The sequence below is a fragment of the Thioalkalivibrio sp. ALJ3 genome, from assembly GCF_000377205.1.
In the GTDB taxonomy this organism is placed as follows: Bacteria; Pseudomonadota; Gammaproteobacteria; order Ectothiorhodospirales; family Ectothiorhodospiraceae; genus Thioalkalivibrio.
Map to the genome: position 1 here is coordinate 700,801 of NZ_KB897905.1, position 17,666 is coordinate 718,466.

Below are 17,666 nucleotides of genomic sequence, written 5' to 3' on the forward strand. Positions count from 1 at the left end.
GCCGGTCGGTTATGCTGGGCAGAAACCGTCAGGGAGACGCCCCATGTCCGACACTCCGCTTTGCCGTTTCGAGACGGTCGTGCTCGCGACCGACGGGACCGAGTTCAGTGCGTCGGCCGAGGCCGTTGGCCTGGATCTGGCTCACCGTTGCGGGGCCCGACTGATCATCGCACGCATTATTCAGACGGATACGCAGCACGACGCGCTCTCGCCCCGGCGCAGCCACGATGCGAGTGTAGCGGCGCAGGGCGACCTGGACGCGATCGAGAAAAAGGCGCGTGCGCTGGGTGTCGATGCCTCGCCGATCCTGCGCCACGGGGTCGATCGGTACAAGGAAATCGTCGGTATTGCCGAGGAATACAAGGCCGGACTGGTCGTGATCGGACGCCGCGACCGAAGCGATCTCGCGCGCCTGATGGTCGGCGATGCGACGCGCAAGGTGGTGGGCACCGCACCGTGCAACGTCATGGTCGTTCCGCGTGGCGCGCAGCCGCCGCACCGCGGTCTTCTGGTTGGGACCGACGGCTCCGAGTTGGGGGACCAGGCCGCGCGGGCCGCCATCGAGTTGGCCGGCCATTGCCAGTTGCCGATCACCATTGCTTCGGTTGCCGTGCCCGGCCAGAGCGACGAGCGTCGTCAGGAGGGCGTGGATGCAATTCAGCGCCTGCAGGGCGAGGCCCGCGAGCAGGGCCTTACGGCGGACGCGACCTTCGAGGAGGGGCGAGCCGAAATCACCCTGATTGATCTGGCGCGACGGGACAACCGCGACCTGATTGTGGTGGGCAGCCATGGACGCACCGGTCTCAAGCGCTTGCTAATGGGCTCGGTGTCGGAACGCGTGATCGGCGGTTCCGAATGCCCGGTGCTGGTGGTCAAGAACGCTAACGTCTGATCACGTGTCGATGCGGCGCGTCTGCCCCTGAAACCCTTCTCGCTCGGCGCCTGCCGGGTTCTTCAACTGGATTCCTCTAGGGAAACACTGATTCATGTACACACTCGCGTTGGCACCCCAGGTTTTCCGAGACAAGGCGCGTCGGGCAGCGGGTAGTGGCTCTACCCGCAAGCGGCGCAACGCAGGATCGGGGAACCTGGGGTACCAACCCCAAGGGGCTCGGCCGCTTTTGCGCGGGAACGGCGTTGCGGCTCCCTTGTGCAGAATGACTGCACGGCAGTCGCCGCGCCTTGTTCGCACGCAAAAGCGACTCGAGCGCGAGCGTGTATCATGAATCAGTGTTTCCCTAGATCCCGATGGCTCTGCTGACCCTGCGCGATATCCACCTGGCCTATGGCATGGCGCCGTTGCTGGATGGCCTGAACCTGAGCCTGGAGCCCGGTGAACGCGTGGCGGTAGCCGGGCGCAACGGCGAGGGCAAGTCGACCCTGCTCAAGGTGATCGCGGGCGCGATCCAGCCGGATTCGGGCGAGGTGGTCCGCCAGGACGGCCTGACAACCGCCTGGCTGACCCAGGAGCTGCCGCCCGGGGTCGAGGGGACGGTGTTCGATGTGGTCGCCGAGGGGCTGGGCGATGCCGGGCAATTGCTGGAGCGTTTTCATCACCTGAGTCAGGCCGCCGCCAGCGGGGATGCCGAGGCCCTGGAGAAGATGGGCCCGGTCCAGGCCCGGCTCGAGGCGATCGACGGCTGGAGCCTGCAGAACCGGGTCGAAACGACGCTCTCGCGCCTGGAGCTCGACCCCGACGCCGGTTTCAGCGCGCTCTCCGGCGGGCTCAAGCGCCGCGTCTGGCTGGCGCGCGAACTAGTGCGCGAACCGCAGCTGTTGCTGCTGGACGAGCCGACCAACCACCTGGATGTGGCTGCGATCCGCTGGCTGGAGGAATTCCTGCGCGGGAGCGGGCTCACGGTGGTGTTCATTAGCCACGATCGCCAGTTCATGGAACAGGTCGCCACCCGCATCCTGGAGCTGGACCGCGGCAAGGTGCACGAACATCCGCCCTCGATCGAGGCCTTCCGCACGCGCCAGGCTGAGCGCCTCGAGGTCGAGGCACGCCAGCGCGCCGAGTTCGATCGCAAGCTGGCACAGGAGGAGGCCTGGATTCGCCAGGGCATCAAGGCGCGGCGTACCCGCAACGAGGGCCGGGTGCGCGCCCTTCAGGCCCTGCGCAAGAAGCGCGCCGAGCGCCGCGAGCGCAGTGGGCAGGTGCGCATGCAGCTGTCCCCCGAGCAGCGTTCCGGGCGTCTGGTGATCGAGGCGGAACATGCGGACTTCGGCTACGGCGACCAGCCGGTGGTACGAGACGTGAACCTGCTGCTCCAGCGCGGCGATGCCCTGGGCATTGTTGGCCCGAATGGCGCCGGCAAGACCACGCTGCTGCGCGGGCTGCTGGGCCAGGTGGCACCGCTTGCCGGCACGGTGAAGCTGGGTACCCAGCTCGAGATCGCCTATTTCGACCAGGCCCGGGCGCGTCTCGACGAGACGACGACCGTGCAGGATGCGGTCGGCGAGGGCCGTGACCGGGTCACCGTGAACGGCGAGACCCGGCATGTGCTGAGCTATCTCGGGGACTTCCTGTTCCCGCCGGAGCGCGCGCGCCAGCCCGTATCGGCCCTGTCCGGTGGCGAGCGCAACCGGCTGCTGCTGGCCAAGCTGTTCCTGCGCCCGGCCAATCTGCTGGTGCTCGACGAGCCCACCAACGACCTGGACGTCGAGACCCTCGAGCTGCTGGAGCAGCTGCTGATCGAGTACACCGGCACGGTGATCGTGGTCAGCCACGATCGCGCCTTCCTCGACAACGTCGCCACCAGCACGCTGGTACTGCCGGGAGATGGCACGGTCGAGGAATTCGTCGGCGGCTGGTCGGATTTGCCCGCCCGCGTCACGCAGCGCCTGCTGACCCGCGAAGCGGATACCGGGGTCAGGGAGACTCCCCCCGCGCCAGCCGCTCGAGCCCCGTCCGAGTCGACGCCTGCGGCCCCTGAACCGGCGCCCCCCCGCGCCCGCAAGCTCTCTTACAAGGAATCCCGCGAACTGGAGGCGCTGCCGGGCCGGATCGAGGCGCTGGAAAACGAGCACCAGTCGCTGGCCGAGGCCCTGTCGGACCCGGAGGTGCTGCGCGACGGCGAGCGGGTGCGCGAGCTTCAGGCCCGGCTGGAGCAGGTCGAACGTGACCTGGCGGTGGCCTTCGAGCGCTGGGAAGCGCTGGAATCACCCTGATCCTTCCTGCGTCACTCGGTGTGATGTAATTCTCAAAACGGTTGGGGCTCAACTTCAGGGGAGTGCGGCCGTAACAGGGGATGAATCGTCTCTACAGGCAGCGGAATAGTCCGCTTGCGTATGCAGGCATGCGCCCGGCAGAAGGCGCTGAGGAAGGAGTCAACCCATGCTCGACAAACTCTCCATTCGGGGGCTGCTGATCGCCGGCTTCGGCCTGGTCGTCGCCATCCTGATCATCAATTCGCTGCTGGCGCTGCGTGCCCTGAATGTGGGCGGGCAGGGCGTAGCCGAGCTGACGCAGTCGGATTATCCGGCCGTCGCGCGTGTCAACCAGGTGGAGCAGCTCCTGCAGGAGAGCGCGGCCTTTCTCGGGTTCTACCTGATGAGCGAGGAAGACGAGCACCGCGATGCCTGGCTGACCGCGATGGACGAGCTGGACGTCGCCATGGATGCACTGGTCAACGATCCGGTGGTGCAGGCCTCGGACGAACTGAGCGCCTCCGCGGAGCAGGTACGCGCGAGCGTCGACGGTTTTGCCGGTCACCGGGAGCGACTGATCGAGATCGCCGAAGACGTGGCCCAGAACATGCCGGCGCAGGGTGTTGCAAACTCGCGAGCCAACCCGGCAACCATGCAGATGACGCAGCTGACCAGCACCATGATCGACGAGGAGATGGCGCGGGCACGCTTCCAGCGCTCGTTCGAGCGCCTCAACGATTTCTACAGTCTGCGCACCAACCTCCTGCAGATCACCTCGAACCTGCGCGGCTTCATCGCGTTTCGTGATGACTCCTTCGAGCAGAACCTGAGGCTGTATCTCGGCCAGACCCATGACGTGCTGGCGCGACTGCTGGAACAGTACGACGAGCTCGATTTCGAACAGCAGATCGCGGTCGAGGACTTCGAGGGGTTGCTGAGTGATCTGGACAGCGCGATTCAGGAGATCGTCCGCATCCACGGCAGCGAAGAGGCCCTGCAGGACGCGTTCCTGATCCGCACCGAGGTCGGCCCGGTCATCCTGGAGGCGCGCACCGAGTTGCAGCAGTTGTCGGAGCGGATCACCGACCGGGCCGAGCGTTCCGCCGAGGAGCTGACCGCGACCATGCGCAACACGCAGATGACCCAGGGCGTGCTCGCGCTGATCGGCGTGACCCTGGGTGTGGCCGGCGCGGTGTTCATCATCCTGGTGGTGCGTCGTGCGCTGGCCCACTCGACCGAAGCGCTGGAAGAAATCGCCGACGGTGACGGCGACCTCAGCCGTCGCTTGGACGAAGACGGCCTGCTGGAGACTGCCCAGCTGGGACGCGCCTTCAACCGCTTCACCGACAAGATCGCGCAGGCCGTGGGTAATGCCCGTAGTGGCACCGAGACCCTGAATCGCGCGACCGAGAACCTGAACCAGGAGGCCTACCAGGCCCGCGAGGCGGTCTCGCGCCAGCGCGACGAGACGGAACGCGTCGCCACCGCGATCAACGAACTGCAAAGCAGTGCCGAGGAGATTGCGCGCAACACCGACGCCACCTCCCAGGCCGGGCAGGAGGCCAGCGGGGCGGTGAACAACGGCTCCGAGGTGATGGAGAAGAACATCACCTCGATGTCCTCTCTGCTGGGCACGGTCGAACAGGCCGCCGGTACGGTTGCCAAGCTGGGCGAGGACTCCAAGCAGATCGGCACAATCCTTGAGGTGATCCGCGGCGTGGCCGAACAGACCAACCTGTTGGCGCTGAACGCAGCGATCGAGGCCGCGCGTGCCGGCGAGCATGGTCGCGGGTTCGCGGTTGTGGCCGACGAGGTGCGCAAGCTGGCGACCCGGACGCAGGAATCCACCGACGAGATCGAGAGCATGATCTCGCGCCTGCAGACCGCCACCAGCACGGCAGTGAAGGCCATGGAGCATGGCCAGGAAGAGGCCGAGACGACCATGGAGCACACCGCCGAGGTGAACGGCGCCCTGCAGCAGATCCGCCAGTCGGTGACCACGATCGTGGAGATGACCGACCAGATCGCGGTTGCCGCGCGTCAGCAGACCACCGTAGTCGAGGACATCAACCGCAACATCGTGCAGATCTCCGACGGGGCCGACCAGTCGGCCAACACCGCGGATCGGGTCAGCGCGGCCTCCGACGAGCTCAAGCAGGTCGAACGCGAGATCCAGCAGGCGCTGGCCCAGTTCCGCCTGTAGTGTCGCTGGCGCACCCCGGGCTCACGCCTCGGGGTGCGCCAGCCAGGTCTGCGCGGCCTGGCGCAGGCGCCGAATGGCCTCCCGCCGTCCGGAAAGCCCCAGTTCACGGGCGAGCGCCTCGCCATCCAGGGACTCGATGGCGGATTGCAGCAGCCTTCCTTCCGGCCCTTGCGGCGGGTGCGCAACAAGGGAGCGTCGCAGGGCAGCGCGTATCCATTCGAGTGGGCGTTGCCGCAGTGCAAAGGCCCCAATCTCTTCGATGTCCCGGGCGTGATCCCGGACGGGTACCGTGACGGTGGACGGCTGGATGGCTTCAAGGGCCCGGCGTTGCCGCCCCGTCTGATCGCGTAGTAGCGCGGCCCCGCCCTCGCGCCAGTCGCGCGCGAAAGACGCTGCGGCTGCATCGACGAGGGCGGCGGTGTCTTGTGTCATCGCCCGGATCAGTACGATCGACACCTCGCCGCTGGCGGGATCGGGTCGTTCCCCGACCCGCACCGGCCGCCAGCCCGTCTGCCCCCAGAACCGTACTAATGCCGGTTGCAGTCCGAAGCTCGTGCCGAGCAGCGCGATGTCGTGGTGTGCCGCGCATTCCTCGACTGCGCGCAGCAGGCGGCTCCCAAGTCCTCTGCCTTGCCAGGAGGGGTGTACGGCGAGCCGTTGGATGCGCCACCAGGCCCGGGTGGCCAGCGCGAACTCGCCGCGAGCCGCCAGTGTGCAGGGCAGGAAGTGTCCCTGGGGGCGCCGCTCCCCGGCCCAGACCGCTTCTGCAAGTTTGGGCGCAAGCCCCCCCTCTTTCTGGACCAGGGCAACCCCGAACAGCGCCCGGTCCTGCGCACCGACGAGCAGCATCAGGTACGCGTCAGGATCGTCCAGCCAGCGGGTCAGGTCCGACGGGCGTGTGCGATAGTGGGCGTCGGCGAGCAGGCCGGCCACGTCCTCGAGCCGACGCGCGTCACGGGCGAGCTCCTTGCCACGCAGCCAGTGAAATCTCACGGCCTGAGGGGCGGGGGCGCGACTCCTGGCCTGCATCAGGAACAGGCCATCCAGCCAGGCCTCCAGCGGGTCGCCGCTCGCCCAGCGCACAGGCTGTTCAAGCCAAATCTGCCGGATTCGGAAGCCCAGGCGCTGCAGGGCGGGAAGCGCGCGCAGGCGAAAGCCCTGTCCGCTGCCCTCGAAGCCGCCGGTGGTCGTCGCCAGCACCAGTCGTCGGACCCGTTCCGCCAGCCGCACCAGGCGGTCGACCGGAAGAGCCGCCGCCTCGTCGATCACCAGGGTGTCGGGCGGAGTGGCGAGGGCTTCGACCTGGTCGGGGGCGAAAAAGGACACTGATGGTCCCGGGTGGCATTCCAGCTGACGAAAGAGCGCTTGCACCGCACCTGCGCCTGGTGCCGTGACGATGACCGGGGCGCTGGTGCTGCGCTGGCCGGCGATCCATTCCCCCAGCAAGGTCGACTTGCCACGTCCGCGATTGGCGACCAGTGCGCCGCACTCCCCGGGGCCAAGCTCATCCAGGGTCGCGAGCCCACGCCGCTGACCTTCCGTCCAGGCCCAGGGGGGCTGGACGCCCGCGGTGGGGATTGGCCATTGTTCGACATCGTCATCCACCCAGTGAACGGATGCGTGCCGCAGGGCTTTCGCCCAGCGCCGGCCAAACGCTCCGTCGCCAGGTGGGGCGACTAGCAGCAGGAGTACGCCGCCCCCGCGCAGCAGCCCCCCGACGATGGCGAGGGCGTCCGCCGGGAGGGGCCAGGTGGCCTCGAACACGATCGCGTCGATCTCGCGTCCCAGCCAGTGACCCGCCTGCGCGGGGTTCACGCGCGCCACGTCCGCTGGTGCCCCGTGGCCGACCCAGAGCGAGCTTGTCCCACTGGGCATCCGTCCGAGCCAGGTGGCGGCTTGCTTGCGGGCCGCCTGCGACATCGGGTGGGCCAGTAGCCGCCGCCAGCCAAGGGTGGGTTTCTCCTCCGCTTGTCTCATAGAGGTCCTTGTCGCATTTCGGCGTGGCGCCAGAGATGAATCTGCGCGCCGCTCCTGAGGGTATCAACACGAGTGTCTACATTGATCCGTGTTTCCTTGTGCGGCCGCGCCGGTTCGGTCTGGGCACGATGCCCGAAGGGGAGTCTTATGGCGAGCGAAAGGGGTTCCGGTTAGCCTGCACGTTTGTTCCATCCCGGCAGGAGAAATTGCATGAGCAATGGTGTCATTGGTACAGCACTAGTGACGGGCAATTCCAGTGGTTTTGGTCTTGGACTGACGCGGGTGCTGCAGGGGCAGGGTGCGCGTGTCTACGGGATGAGCCGCAGGGGATGCCCGGAACCGGGTGTGGCGGGTGACGAGCGCGCAGATCTGTCCGACTTCGACGCCACCGCCGCTGCGATGGAACGTCTGCTCGAAGGGGTCGACGAGCTGGATCTGGTGATCCTGAATGCCGGGCTGCTGGGCCACATGCAGCGCATGCAGGACGCTCCGATGGACGAGCTGCGCCTGCTGATGGACGTGAACACATTCGCCAACAAGGTCATCCTGGACGCCCTGCTACGCCGCCGCGTGCGCGTCGGGCAGATCGTCGCGATTTCGTCCGGGGCCTCGGTGTCCGGCCATGCCGGCTGGAGCGGCTATTCGCTGTCCAAGGCCGCACTGAACATGATGATGCAGCTTTACGCCCACGAGTTTCCCGAGGACACCGCGATCAACGCCCTGGCCCCCGGGCTGATCGATACCGCGATGCAGGATTACCTGTGCGATGAGGCCGACCGCGAGGCCTTCCCCGTGCTCCAGCGGCTGAAGGCCGCGCGCGGAACCGAGACCATGCCGACGCCGGAGAAGGCCGCTGAGGCCGTGCTGGCGGTGCTGCCGCGCCTGCGCCGGACGGCGCGGGGGAGTTTTGTGGACATCCGGCAGCTGGACTAGCCAGACATCGATGCAGGAGGTATTCCAGCCGAAGCCCCTGAATGTCACGTAAATTTCTTGGAAGGCGGTTGGCTTTTGCCGGAATGCAGGCGTATAGTCGTGATCGTGGTCTGCGGATGAACGGCAACACTAGGAAGTCTCTAGTTTCTGAACCAGTGCTCCCGTTGATCTGTTGGCAGCATCCCGCGACCACATTTGTTAGTTACATTGAAGAGGTTACAAGTTGTGAATACTGGTGTTGTTAAGTGGTTCAACGAGAGCAAGGGTTTCGGTTTCATCACCCCGGATGATGGCGGCAAGGACGTGTTCGTTCACTTCTCCGCGATCAACGGTTCGGGTTTCAAGACCCTGGCCGAAGGCCAGAAGGTCTCCTTCGAAATCCAGGAAACCGCCAAGGGCCTGGCCGCCGGTGAAGTGACCGCCCTGTAAGGCGCGCTTCCCAAGGCTGACGGCCCCTCGCGGGTCGTCCAGAAAAGGTCGCCTCCGGGCGGCCTTTTTTTGTGTCCGCGCTTCTGTCATTGCGAGGCGTCGAATAACGGCCGAACAGGGCCGACGCGCCCCCCTTTTGAACGCTGCGCACGGCCGGGAGTATTCGATTGCAGTACACTGCGGGCCTTTGTGCATGGATCCGCGCTGCCCGCGATGAATCGCCTGTTCCGCTCCACCGCCGTTGTCAGTGGCATGACCATGATCTCGCGGATCATGGGCTATCTGCGCGACATGGTGCTGGCGGTCACCTTTGGCGCCGGGGCCGCCACAGACGCCTTCTTCGTCGCCTTCCGCATCCCCAATTTCCTGCGCCGACTGTTCGCCGAGGGCGCGTTCAACCAGGCCTTCGTGCCGGTGTTTGCGGAGTTTCGCGAGAAGCGCGGGCGCGAGGCCCTGCGCGACCTGCTGGATCACACCGCCGGCACGCTGATGGCCGTGGTCGCGGTGGTCACGCTGATCGGGATCCTGGCCGCGCCGCTGCTGATCTGGGTGTTCGCCCCGGGGCTCGCCACGCAGGAGGAGGGGCGGCAGGACCTTGCGGCGCAGATGCTGCGCATCACCTTCCCGTATCTGCTGTTCATCTCGCTGACCGCGATGGCTGCGGGGATCTTGAACAGCATCGGGCGCTTTGCCGTCCCCGCCTTTACCCCGGTGTTCCTGAACCTGGCATTGATCGTCGCGGCGCTGTGGCTGGCGCCGATGTTCGCGGAGCCGATCGTGGCGCTGGCCTGGGGGGTGTTCGCCGCCGGTGCCTTGCAGCTCGCCTTCCAGATCCCGTTCCTGTTGCGCGCGGGGCTGTTGCCGCGGCCGCGTTTCCGCCGTGCACACGAGGGGGTGCGGCGCATCGTCAAGCTGATGCTGCCGGCCATCCTCGGGACCTCGGTCGTGCAGATCAACCTGCTGGTGGACACCCTGGTGGCTTCGTTCCTGGTCGCCGGGTCGATCTCCTGGCTGTATTTCGGCGACCGCTTCGTGGAGTTGCCGCTCGCGCTGTTCGGCATCGCGATCGGTACCGTGATCCTTCCGCGGCTGGCGCGGCAGTACAATCAGGCGGACCCGGCCGCTTACGGGCGCACGCTGGACTGGGCCCTTCGCCTGGCGATGCTGGTGGCCCTGCCCTCGATGGTCGGCTTGGTCGTACTCGCGGTCCCCATCCTGGCCACGTTGATCCAGTACCAGGCCTTTACCCAGTGGGACACCTACATGGCCGCGATGGCGCTGGCCGCGTATGCACTGGGTCTGCCGGGCTTCATCCTGATCAAGGTGCTCGCCCCGGGGTTCTTCGCCCGCCAGGACACCAAGACCCCCGTGAAGATCGCGATCATCGCGATGCTCGCCAATATCGTGCTGAACGCCGCGTTCGTGCTGCCCTGGTACCTGTCCGGTATCCCGGGCGCGCATGCCGGGTTGGCGCTGGCCACCTCGGCCTCCGCCTACATCAACGCGGGTCTGCTCTATCGCGGGCTGGTTCGAGAGGGGATCTATCAGCCGGGGGCCGCGCTGAAACGCCTGCGCGTGGGGTTGCCGATCGCGCTCGGGGTGATGGCCCTGGTACTGGCCGCGCTGTCGCCGTCGTTCGGGCAGTGGACCGACTGGACGGTCAGCACGCGTCTGCTCGCGCTGACCGGTCTGATCACGGCCGGGGCTGGCGCGCTGCTCCTGACGCTGCTCGCCGCAGGGCTTCGCCCCCGACACTTCCTGTTACGGGAGGCCAGCGAATGATGCCGGGGCGCTTAGGGAAACAATGGTTAAGGTACACGCTCGCGTTGGTACCCCAGGTTCCCCGATCCTGCGTTGCGGCACTTGCCGGTAGAACCACTACCGGCTGCGCCCCGCGCCTGGTCTCGGAAAACCTGGGGTGCCAACCCCGAAGGGGCTCGGCCTCCCGTTGTTATCAATAACGGGCGTGCGCACAGCGTTGCGGCTCCCTTGTGCAGAATGACTGCACGGCAGTCACCGCGCCTTGTTCGCACGCAATAGCGACTCGAGCGCGAGTGTGTACCTTAATCATTGTTTCCCTGACGGGTTATACTCGCGATTTTGCGCAGGATCGGGGCGATGCGGCTGATTCGCGGCCTGGGGCCGTCCGACAGCAGGGCTTCCACGGCAGCGGCCGTGCATGGCGCGGTGGTGACCATTGGCAACTTTGATGGTTTCCATCGTGGCCATCAGGCTGTTCTGGGGCGCCTGCTCGAGGCGGCGCAGGATCGCCAGGCGCCGTCGGTCCTGATGACCTTCGAGCCGCTGCCGCGCGAGTACTTCGGCAGCCGGCCCGAGGCCCCGGACCCGCCCGGGCGCCTGCAGCGCCTGCGCGACCGCCTGATCACGCTGGGGGATACCGCGCTCGAGGCCGTCTGGATCCTGCGCTTCGATGCGCAGCTGGCCGGGCTGTCGGCGACCGCCTTCATCGAGGAGGTGTTGCACCAGCGCCTCGGCGCGCAGCATGTACTGGTCGGGGACGACTTTCGCTTTGGCCGTGGCCGCGAGGGCGACCAGGCCTTCATGCGCCGCGAGGGCGAGCGCCTTGGCTTCAGTGTCGAGGGTACCCCGACGGTCGCGGATGCCGAGGGCCGGATCAGTAGCACCCGAGTACGCGCGGCGGCGCTGGACGGCGACTTCACGCGCATGGCCGAGTTGCTGGGCCGGTCCTACCGACTGCACGGGCGGGTCGCGCACGGCGACAAGCGCGGCCGTACGATCGGCTTCCCCACCGCGAACCTGCGCATGGGGCCCTGGCCGCTGGCGCTGCGCGGGGTCTATTCCGGCTGGCTGCGCCGCGCCTCGGGCGAGGCCCTGCCGGCAGTCGCCAATATCGGCTGGCGGCCGACGGTGGCGGGTACCGAGCAGCGCCTGGAGGCGCATGTGCTCGAAGGCAGCCCCGACCTCTACGGCGAGGCCGTGTGCTTCGAGCCGATCGCGCAGGTGCGCGGCGAGCAGCGCTTCGACGGGTTGGACGCCCTGCGCGCGCAGATCGCGCGCGACGTCGAGACGGCCCGCCAGCAAATTGCAGAATTCAGCTGAAACGCGGCCCCGAGGGCCGATCCGGAAAAAACATGGCACGCAAACCGGCACCGCCGAATCCCTACAAGGACACCCTTAACCTGCCCGAGACGGCCTTTCCGATGCGCGCCGGCCTCGCCCAGCGCGAGCCGGAGTGGCTGGAGGCGTGGAAGGCGGAGGATCGCTACCAGCGCCTGCGTGAGCACTGCGCCGGGCGCCCCCGCTTCGTGCTGGCCGACGGCCCGCCTTACGCGAACGGTTCGATCCATGTCGGGCACGCGGTCAACAAGATCCTCAAGGACGTCATCGTCAAGAGCCGCACCCTGTCGGGCTTCGACGCCCCCTACGTGCCGGGCTGGGACTGCCATGGTCTGCCGATCGAGCTGAAGGTCGAGCAGAACCTGGGCAAGGCCGGCCGCGACGTGGATGCCGCGACCTTCCGCAAGGCCTGTCGCGAGTACGCGCAGGAGCAGGTCGACGGCCAGAGCGCGGACTTCCAGCGTCTCGGCGTGCTGGGCGACTGGGACCATCCCTACCTGACGATGAACTATCAGGTCGAGGCGGACACCGTCCGCGCGCTGGGTCATATCTTCAAGCGCGGCCATGTGCAGATGGGCGAGAAACCGGTGCACTGGTGCGTGGACTGCGGCTCGGCGCTGGCCGAGGCCGAGGTGGAGTACGAGGACAAGATCTCGCAGGCGATCGACGTGCGCTTCCGCGTGATCGACGACATCGACTTCCTGCGTCGCTTCGAGGGGGCCAAGGACTCGCGTGGCCCGATCAGCGTGGTCATCTGGACGACCACGCCCTGGACGCTGCCGGCCAACCAGGCCGTGGCCCTGCACCCGGAGCTGGACTACGCGCTGGTGCAGCTGGACAACGAGCGCCTGCTGCTGGCCGAGGCCCTGGTCGAGGACTGCCTGGCGCGCTACTCGCTGGGAGAGGGGGCCGTGGTCGCACGGGTCAAGGGCCAGGCCCTGGAGGGCCTGACACTGCAGCACCCGTTCCTCGAGCGTGAGGTGCCGCTGATCCTGGGTGACCACGTGACCACCGAGACGGGTACGGGCGCGGTGCACACCGCCCCCGGACACGGCCAGGAGGACTACGCGGTCGGCCTCAAATACAGCCTGCCCGTGCACAACCCGGTCGGCCCCGACGGCCGCTTCCTGCCGGACACGCCGCTGTTTGCCGGCGAGAACGTGCACCAGGCGAACGGCCATGTGATCGACGCGCTGAAGGAGCGCGGCGCACTGGTCGTGGCGGTGAAGTTCGAGCACAGCTATCCGCACTGCTGGCGGCACAAGACGCCGATCATCTTTCGCGCCACGCCGCAGTGGTTCATCAGCATGGAGCGCGCCGAGCTGCGCGCGGACGCGCTGAAGGCGATCGCCGATACCCGCTGGATGCCGAACTGGGGCGAGGCGCGCATCCACGGCATGGTGGTCAACCGCCCGGACTGGTGCATCTCGCGCCAGCGCAACTGGGGCGTGCCGATCCCGTTTTTCGTGCACCGCGAGACCGGTCGGCTCCACCCGCATACCCCGGAACTGATCGAGCTGGTGGCGCAGCGTATCGAGCAGGCGGGCATCGAGGCCTGGTTCCAGCTCGACCCGAAGGAGCTGCTGGGCGACAAGGCCGATGACTACATCAAGCTGAACGACACCCTGGATGTCTGGTTCGACTCCGGTGTGCTGCACAGCACCGTGGTGGAGAAGCGCCCGGAACTGGGCGGGCTGCCGGTGGACCTGTTCCTGGAGGGCTCGGACCAGCACCGCGGCTGGTTCCAGTCGAGCCTGCTGACCAGTGTCGCGATGCGTGGCGAGGCCCCGTACCGGGCCGTGCTCACTCACGGCTTCACCGTGGACGAGAAGGGCGAGAAGATGTCCAAGTCGCGCGGCAACGTGGTCGCGCCGCAGGAGGTCGTCTCCACCCTGGGGGCGGATATCCTGCGCCTGTGGGTGGCCGCGACCGACTTTTCCGGCGAAATGGCGATCTCCCAGGGCATCCTTGACCGCACGGCCGACGCCTACCGCCGCATCCGCAACACCACGCGCTTCCTGCTGGGCAACCTGAACGGCTTCGACCCGGCCGAACATGCGCTGGAGCTGGACGAGCTGCTGCCGCTGGATCGCTGGATCGTCGCGCGCGCCCTGCAGGTGCAGGAGCAGGTGACGAAGGCCTACGACGACTACCTGTTCCACCAGATCTACCAGCGCGTGCACAACTTCTGCTCGGTGGAGCTGGGGTCGTTCTACCTCGACGTAATCAAGGACCGCCAGTACACCACGCAGGCGGACTCGCGCGCGCGGCGTTCCGCACAGACCGCGCTGTATCACGTGGCCGAGGCCCTGACCCGCTGGGTCGCCCCGATCCTCACCTTTACCGCCGAGGAGATCTGGCAGCTGCTGCCGGGCGAGCGCGCGGACAGCGTGCTGTTCGCCACCTGGTACGAGGGCCTTGCCCCATTGCCGGAGGGGGCCGAGTTCTCCAGCGCGGACTGGGACGGCATCCTCGAGGTGCGCACGCATGTTGCCCGTGCGCTGGAGCTTGCGCGCAACGAGCACGGGATCGGGGCCTCGCTGAATGCCGAGATCGAGGTCTACCTGCCGGCGGGCTCCGCCGCCCATGGGCGCCTCGCGCGTCTGGAAGACGAACTGCGCTTTGTGCTGATCACGTCCGAGGCCCGGCTGGTGGACGGCGCGGCCCCCGAGGGGGCGCATACCGCCGAGCTGGAGGATGGCACCGCCATTGGCGTAGTCGTCCACAAGAGCGAACATGCCAAGTGCGTGCGTTGCTGGCACCGCCGGCCGGATGTCGGCCAGCATGACGCCCACCCCGAGCTGTGCGGGCGCTGCGTGACGAACGTGGAGGGCCCGGGCGAGACCCGGCGCTTCGCCTGATGGGGCTGGCGCAATCGGGCCTGCGCCCGGGGCTGCTGATCGCGGTCGCGGTTGCGCTGCTGGACCAGGTGACCAAGTGGTGGGCAGAGAATGCCCTGACCCTGTACGCGCCGGTCGAGGTGACGTCGTTTTTCAATCTCTCCCTGGTCTACAACCCGGGGGCTGCGTTCAGTTTTCTGGCCGGCGCCGGGGACTGGGGGCGCTGGTTCCTGTCCGGCGTGGCGGTCGTGATCGGGTTGCTGATCCTCTGGTGGCTGGCACGGCTGCCACGCCAGGCGCGCTGGTCGGTCACCGCCCTGGGGCTGGTGCTGGGCGGCGCGGTCGGCAATCTGATCGATCGCATCGCCCATGGCCGGGTAATCGATTTTCTCGATTTCCACTGGGCCGGCTATCACTGGCCGGCGTTCAATGTGGCCGATATGGCCATCGTCGTCGGCGCGGTCACCCTGATCGTGGCAACCTTTATTGAAGGTGACCGTAGCGGGTCACCAACGGATTCGCGGGAGTAAGGCATGACAACGGTAACCAAGGGCGCGACGGTGGAGATGCACTACCGCCTGATCCTGGACAGCGGCTTTGTCGTGGATGGCACCGACGAGGAGGCCATCCGCCTTGAGGTCGGGGCGGGCGAGATCCTGCCCGGTCTGGAGGACCTGCTGGTGGGTCTGGAGCCCGGCGATCACCGGGAATTTGCGATCGAGGCCGGGGCCATGTTCCCGTTGCGGGATAATGCGGCGGTGCAGACGATGCCCCGTTCACAGTTTCCGGCGGACATGCCGCTGCAGAAAGACTACATTTACGAGTTCACCAGCCCGTCGGGTGATGCGGTCCCGGGCCGCATTGAAGAGGTCGGCGACGAGAGCGTCACCGTGGATTTCAACCACCCCCTGGCCGGGCAGTCGTTCACCTTCGAGGTGGATGTGGTATCGGTTAGCGAACCCCAGTAGTTCGCGGGAGCCACTATGAGTATGCAGGTCCAGCTCGCCAATCCGCGCGGTTTCTGCGCTGGGGTCGAGCGCGCCATCGAGATCGTCGAACGCGCGCTGGAGATCTACGGCGCGCCGCTCTACGTCCGCCACGAGGTGGTGCACAACCGCCATGTGGTCGGGCGCCTGGAAGCGGCCGGCGTGAAGTTCGTCGAGGAGCTGGACGAGGTCCCCGATGGCCAGGTAGTGATCTTCTCCGCCCACGGCGTGCCCAAGCGCGTGCAGCAGGAGGCGGAGAACCGCGGCCTGACCGTGTTCGACGCGACCTGCCCGCTGGTAACCAAGGTCCACCTCGAGGTCGCGCGCTATGCCCGCCAGGGTCGCGAAGTGGTGTTGATCGGCCACGCCGGCCACCCCGAGGTCGAGGGGACGCTGGGCCAGTTCGATGACACCCAGGGCGGGCGAATGATGCTGGTCGAGACCGTGAATGATGTCGCCAGCCTCGAGGTCGCCAACCCCGACCGCCTGGCCTTCGTCAGCCAGACCACGCTGTCGATGGACGACACCGCCGAGATCATCGACGCCCTGACCGCGCGCTTCCCGAAGATCGAGGGCCCGCGCAAGATGGACATCTGCTACGCGACCCAGAATCGTCAGGATGCGGTAAAGGACCTGGCGCAACAGTGCGATCTGCTGCTGGTCGTCGGTTCGAAGAACAGCTCCAACTCCAATCGCCTGAGCGAGATTGGTGCCCGCCTGGGCGTCGAGTCCTACCTGGTGGATGGTGCGGCTGACGTCGATCCGGCCTGGCTGAAGGACAAGCAGCGTATCGGCGTGACCGCCGGCGCCTCCGCCCCCGAGATCCTCGTCAACGAGGTGCTGGACTTCCTGCGCGCCCAGGGCGTCGAGGTGGTCTCCGAACTCTCCGGTCGTGAGGAGACCATCACCTTCTCCATCCCCTCCGCCCTGCGCCGCGAATCCGCCTGACTGGCCCCGTTTTTTCCGGTGCTGCTATTGGCACCATGAAGCCCACGAAGGCCGCCGCGCAGTGGCGATTTCCGCATGTGGCCCCAGTGCCGGATCGGCTATGCTCGGCGCTGCACCCCGCTACCCTTCGTGATCGCGAGACATAGATGATTGAACGTCCCCGCTTTCGCCTCAGCATTCGCTGTCCTGACCAGCACGGGATCGTCTCGCGTATCGCGGCGGCCATTGCCGATACCGAGGGCTGGATCACCGAGGCCGCCCAGCACACCGACGAAGAGGCGGGCTGGTTCTTCATGCGCTGGGTGTTCTCGCTGCCCGCCGATGGCGAGGCCCTGCTCGAGCAGCGGCTGGCCTCTCTGGCGCCCGCGCTGCGCATGGACTGGTGGCTGAACAATGCCGACACCCGTCCACGCGTCGTGCTCCTGGCCTCGCGCGAGCCGCACTGCCTCAGCGACCTGCTGGCCCGCTGGAGTACCGGCGAACTGGCGATGGAGATTCCCGCGATCCTCTCGAATCATCGCGATCTGGAACCACTGGCCGCCTGCCACGGCATCCCGTTCGAGCACATCCCGGTACCGAAGGATGATCGCGAGGCCGCCTTCGCCACGCTCCAGCAACGCCTGGCCGTCCTGGAACCGGAGACCATCGTGCTCGCGCGCTACATGCAGATCCTCCCGCCGGGGCTTTGTGCGGAGCATCCCGAGCGCATCCTCAACATCCATCACAGCTTCCTGCCCTCGTTCGTCGGTGCCCGTCCCTATCACCAGGCCTTTGCCCGCGGGGTCAAGCTGATCGGAGCGACTTGCCACTACGTGACCGACGAGCTGGACGCCGGCCCCATCATCGAGCAGGACGTCACACGCATCCGCCACGACGACGGTGTGCAGGACCTGATCCGCAAGGGTCGCGATGTCGAGCGCTGGGTCCTCGCCCGTGGCCTGCGTTATCACCTCGAGGGCCGCGTCCTCACCCACGGCAACAAGACCATCGTCTTCGACTGACCGCCTTTCCGGGGCTGAGTATGGCCCTCCTTATCGTCGCCGAGCGGGTGAGTTATTGCATGCCCGGAATGCCCGTCGCGCCGCGCGCTGCGCGCTATCC

Annotated in this window: 13 protein-coding genes; 12 read left to right on the plus strand and 1 reads right to left on the minus strand. The window is 67.1% G+C overall.

Translation table 11 applies throughout. The annotated features are described in order from the left end of the window. Window positions 1-43 precede the first annotated feature (43 nt). From C935_RS0103355 to C935_RS0103365, 3 genes are all read left to right on the plus strand, one after another. Window positions 44-892, plus strand: coding sequence for a universal stress protein (locus C935_RS0103355; RefSeq protein WP_018861099.1), 849 nt, complete (start codon window positions 44-46; stop codon window positions 890-892). Between the two features lie 356 nt (window positions 893-1,248). After that, a complete protein-coding gene (locus C935_RS0103360; protein WP_018861100.1) occupies window positions 1,249-3,171 on the plus strand; it encodes an ATP-binding cassette domain-containing protein in 1,923 nt (640 codons plus the stop codon). A 166-nt stretch (window positions 3,172-3,337) separates the two neighbouring features. After that, the gene (locus C935_RS0103365; RefSeq protein WP_018861101.1) at window positions 3,338-5,353 is read left to right on the plus strand and encodes a methyl-accepting chemotaxis protein; all 2,016 of its coding nucleotides are present in this window, start codon (window positions 3,338-3,340) and stop codon (window positions 5,351-5,353) included. 21 nt (window positions 5,354-5,374) lie between these two features. On the opposite strand, the gene C935_RS0103370 is transcribed toward C935_RS0103365, so the two are convergent. Next, window positions 5,375-7,330, minus strand: a complete 1,956-nt coding sequence (locus C935_RS0103370; RefSeq protein WP_018868131.1) for a GNAT family N-acetyltransferase — start codon at window positions 7,328-7,330, stop codon at window positions 5,375-5,377. Between the two features lie 210 nt (window positions 7,331-7,540). Between C935_RS0103370 and C935_RS0103375 the strand changes: the two genes are divergently transcribed. The 9 genes from C935_RS0103375 to purU all read left to right on the plus strand — a co-directional run bounded on the left by C935_RS0103375 (window position 7,541) and on the right by purU (window position 17,566). Continuing rightward, the gene (locus C935_RS0103375) at window positions 7,541-8,263 is read left to right on the plus strand and encodes an SDR family NAD(P)-dependent oxidoreductase (RefSeq protein ID WP_026278615.1); all 723 of its coding nucleotides are present in this window, start codon (window positions 7,541-7,543) and stop codon (window positions 8,261-8,263) included. A 225-nt stretch (window positions 8,264-8,488) separates the two neighbouring features. Beyond that, window positions 8,489-8,692, plus strand: a complete 204-nt coding sequence (locus C935_RS0103380) for a cold-shock protein (RefSeq protein ID WP_018861104.1) — start codon at window positions 8,489-8,491, stop codon at window positions 8,690-8,692. Window positions 8,693-8,905: 213 nt separating this feature from the next. Next, a complete protein-coding gene (gene murJ, locus C935_RS0103385) occupies window positions 8,906-10,474 on the plus strand; it encodes a murein biosynthesis integral membrane protein MurJ (RefSeq protein ID WP_018861105.1) in 1,569 nt (522 codons plus the stop codon). Between the two features lie 336 nt (window positions 10,475-10,810). Then, on the plus strand, window positions 10,811-11,773 hold the full coding sequence (gene ribF, locus C935_RS0103390) for a bifunctional riboflavin kinase/FAD synthetase (RefSeq protein ID WP_018861106.1): 963 nt from the start codon (window positions 10,811-10,813) through the stop codon (window positions 11,771-11,773). A 32-nt stretch (window positions 11,774-11,805) separates the two neighbouring features. Then, a complete protein-coding gene (gene ileS / locus C935_RS0103395; RefSeq protein WP_018861107.1) occupies window positions 11,806-14,652 on the plus strand; it encodes an isoleucine--tRNA ligase in 2,847 nt (948 codons plus the stop codon). Then, complete coding sequence (gene lspA / locus C935_RS0103400; protein WP_018861108.1) at window positions 14,652-15,161, plus strand: signal peptidase II; 510 nt, start codon at window positions 14,652-14,654, stop codon at window positions 15,159-15,161. Before ileS ends, lspA begins: the two co-directional genes overlap by 1 nt. A gap of 3 nt (window positions 15,162-15,164) precedes the next feature. Beyond that, window positions 15,165-15,599 (plus strand): peptidylprolyl isomerase, encoded by a 435-nt coding sequence (locus C935_RS0103405; protein WP_018861109.1) that lies wholly within the window; start codon window positions 15,165-15,167, stop codon window positions 15,597-15,599. A gap of 15 nt (window positions 15,600-15,614) precedes the next feature. Then, window positions 15,615-16,565, plus strand: coding sequence for a 4-hydroxy-3-methylbut-2-enyl diphosphate reductase (gene ispH / locus C935_RS0103410; protein WP_018868132.1), 951 nt, complete (start codon window positions 15,615-15,617; stop codon window positions 16,563-16,565). 146 nt (window positions 16,566-16,711) lie between these two features. After that, window positions 16,712-17,566 carry a formyltetrahydrofolate deformylase gene (gene purU / locus C935_RS0103415; protein WP_018861111.1) on the plus strand — a complete coding sequence of 285 codons (855 nt, stop codon included), beginning with the start codon at window positions 16,712-16,714 and terminating at the stop codon, window positions 17,564-17,566. Window positions 17,567-17,666 lie beyond the last annotated feature (100 nt).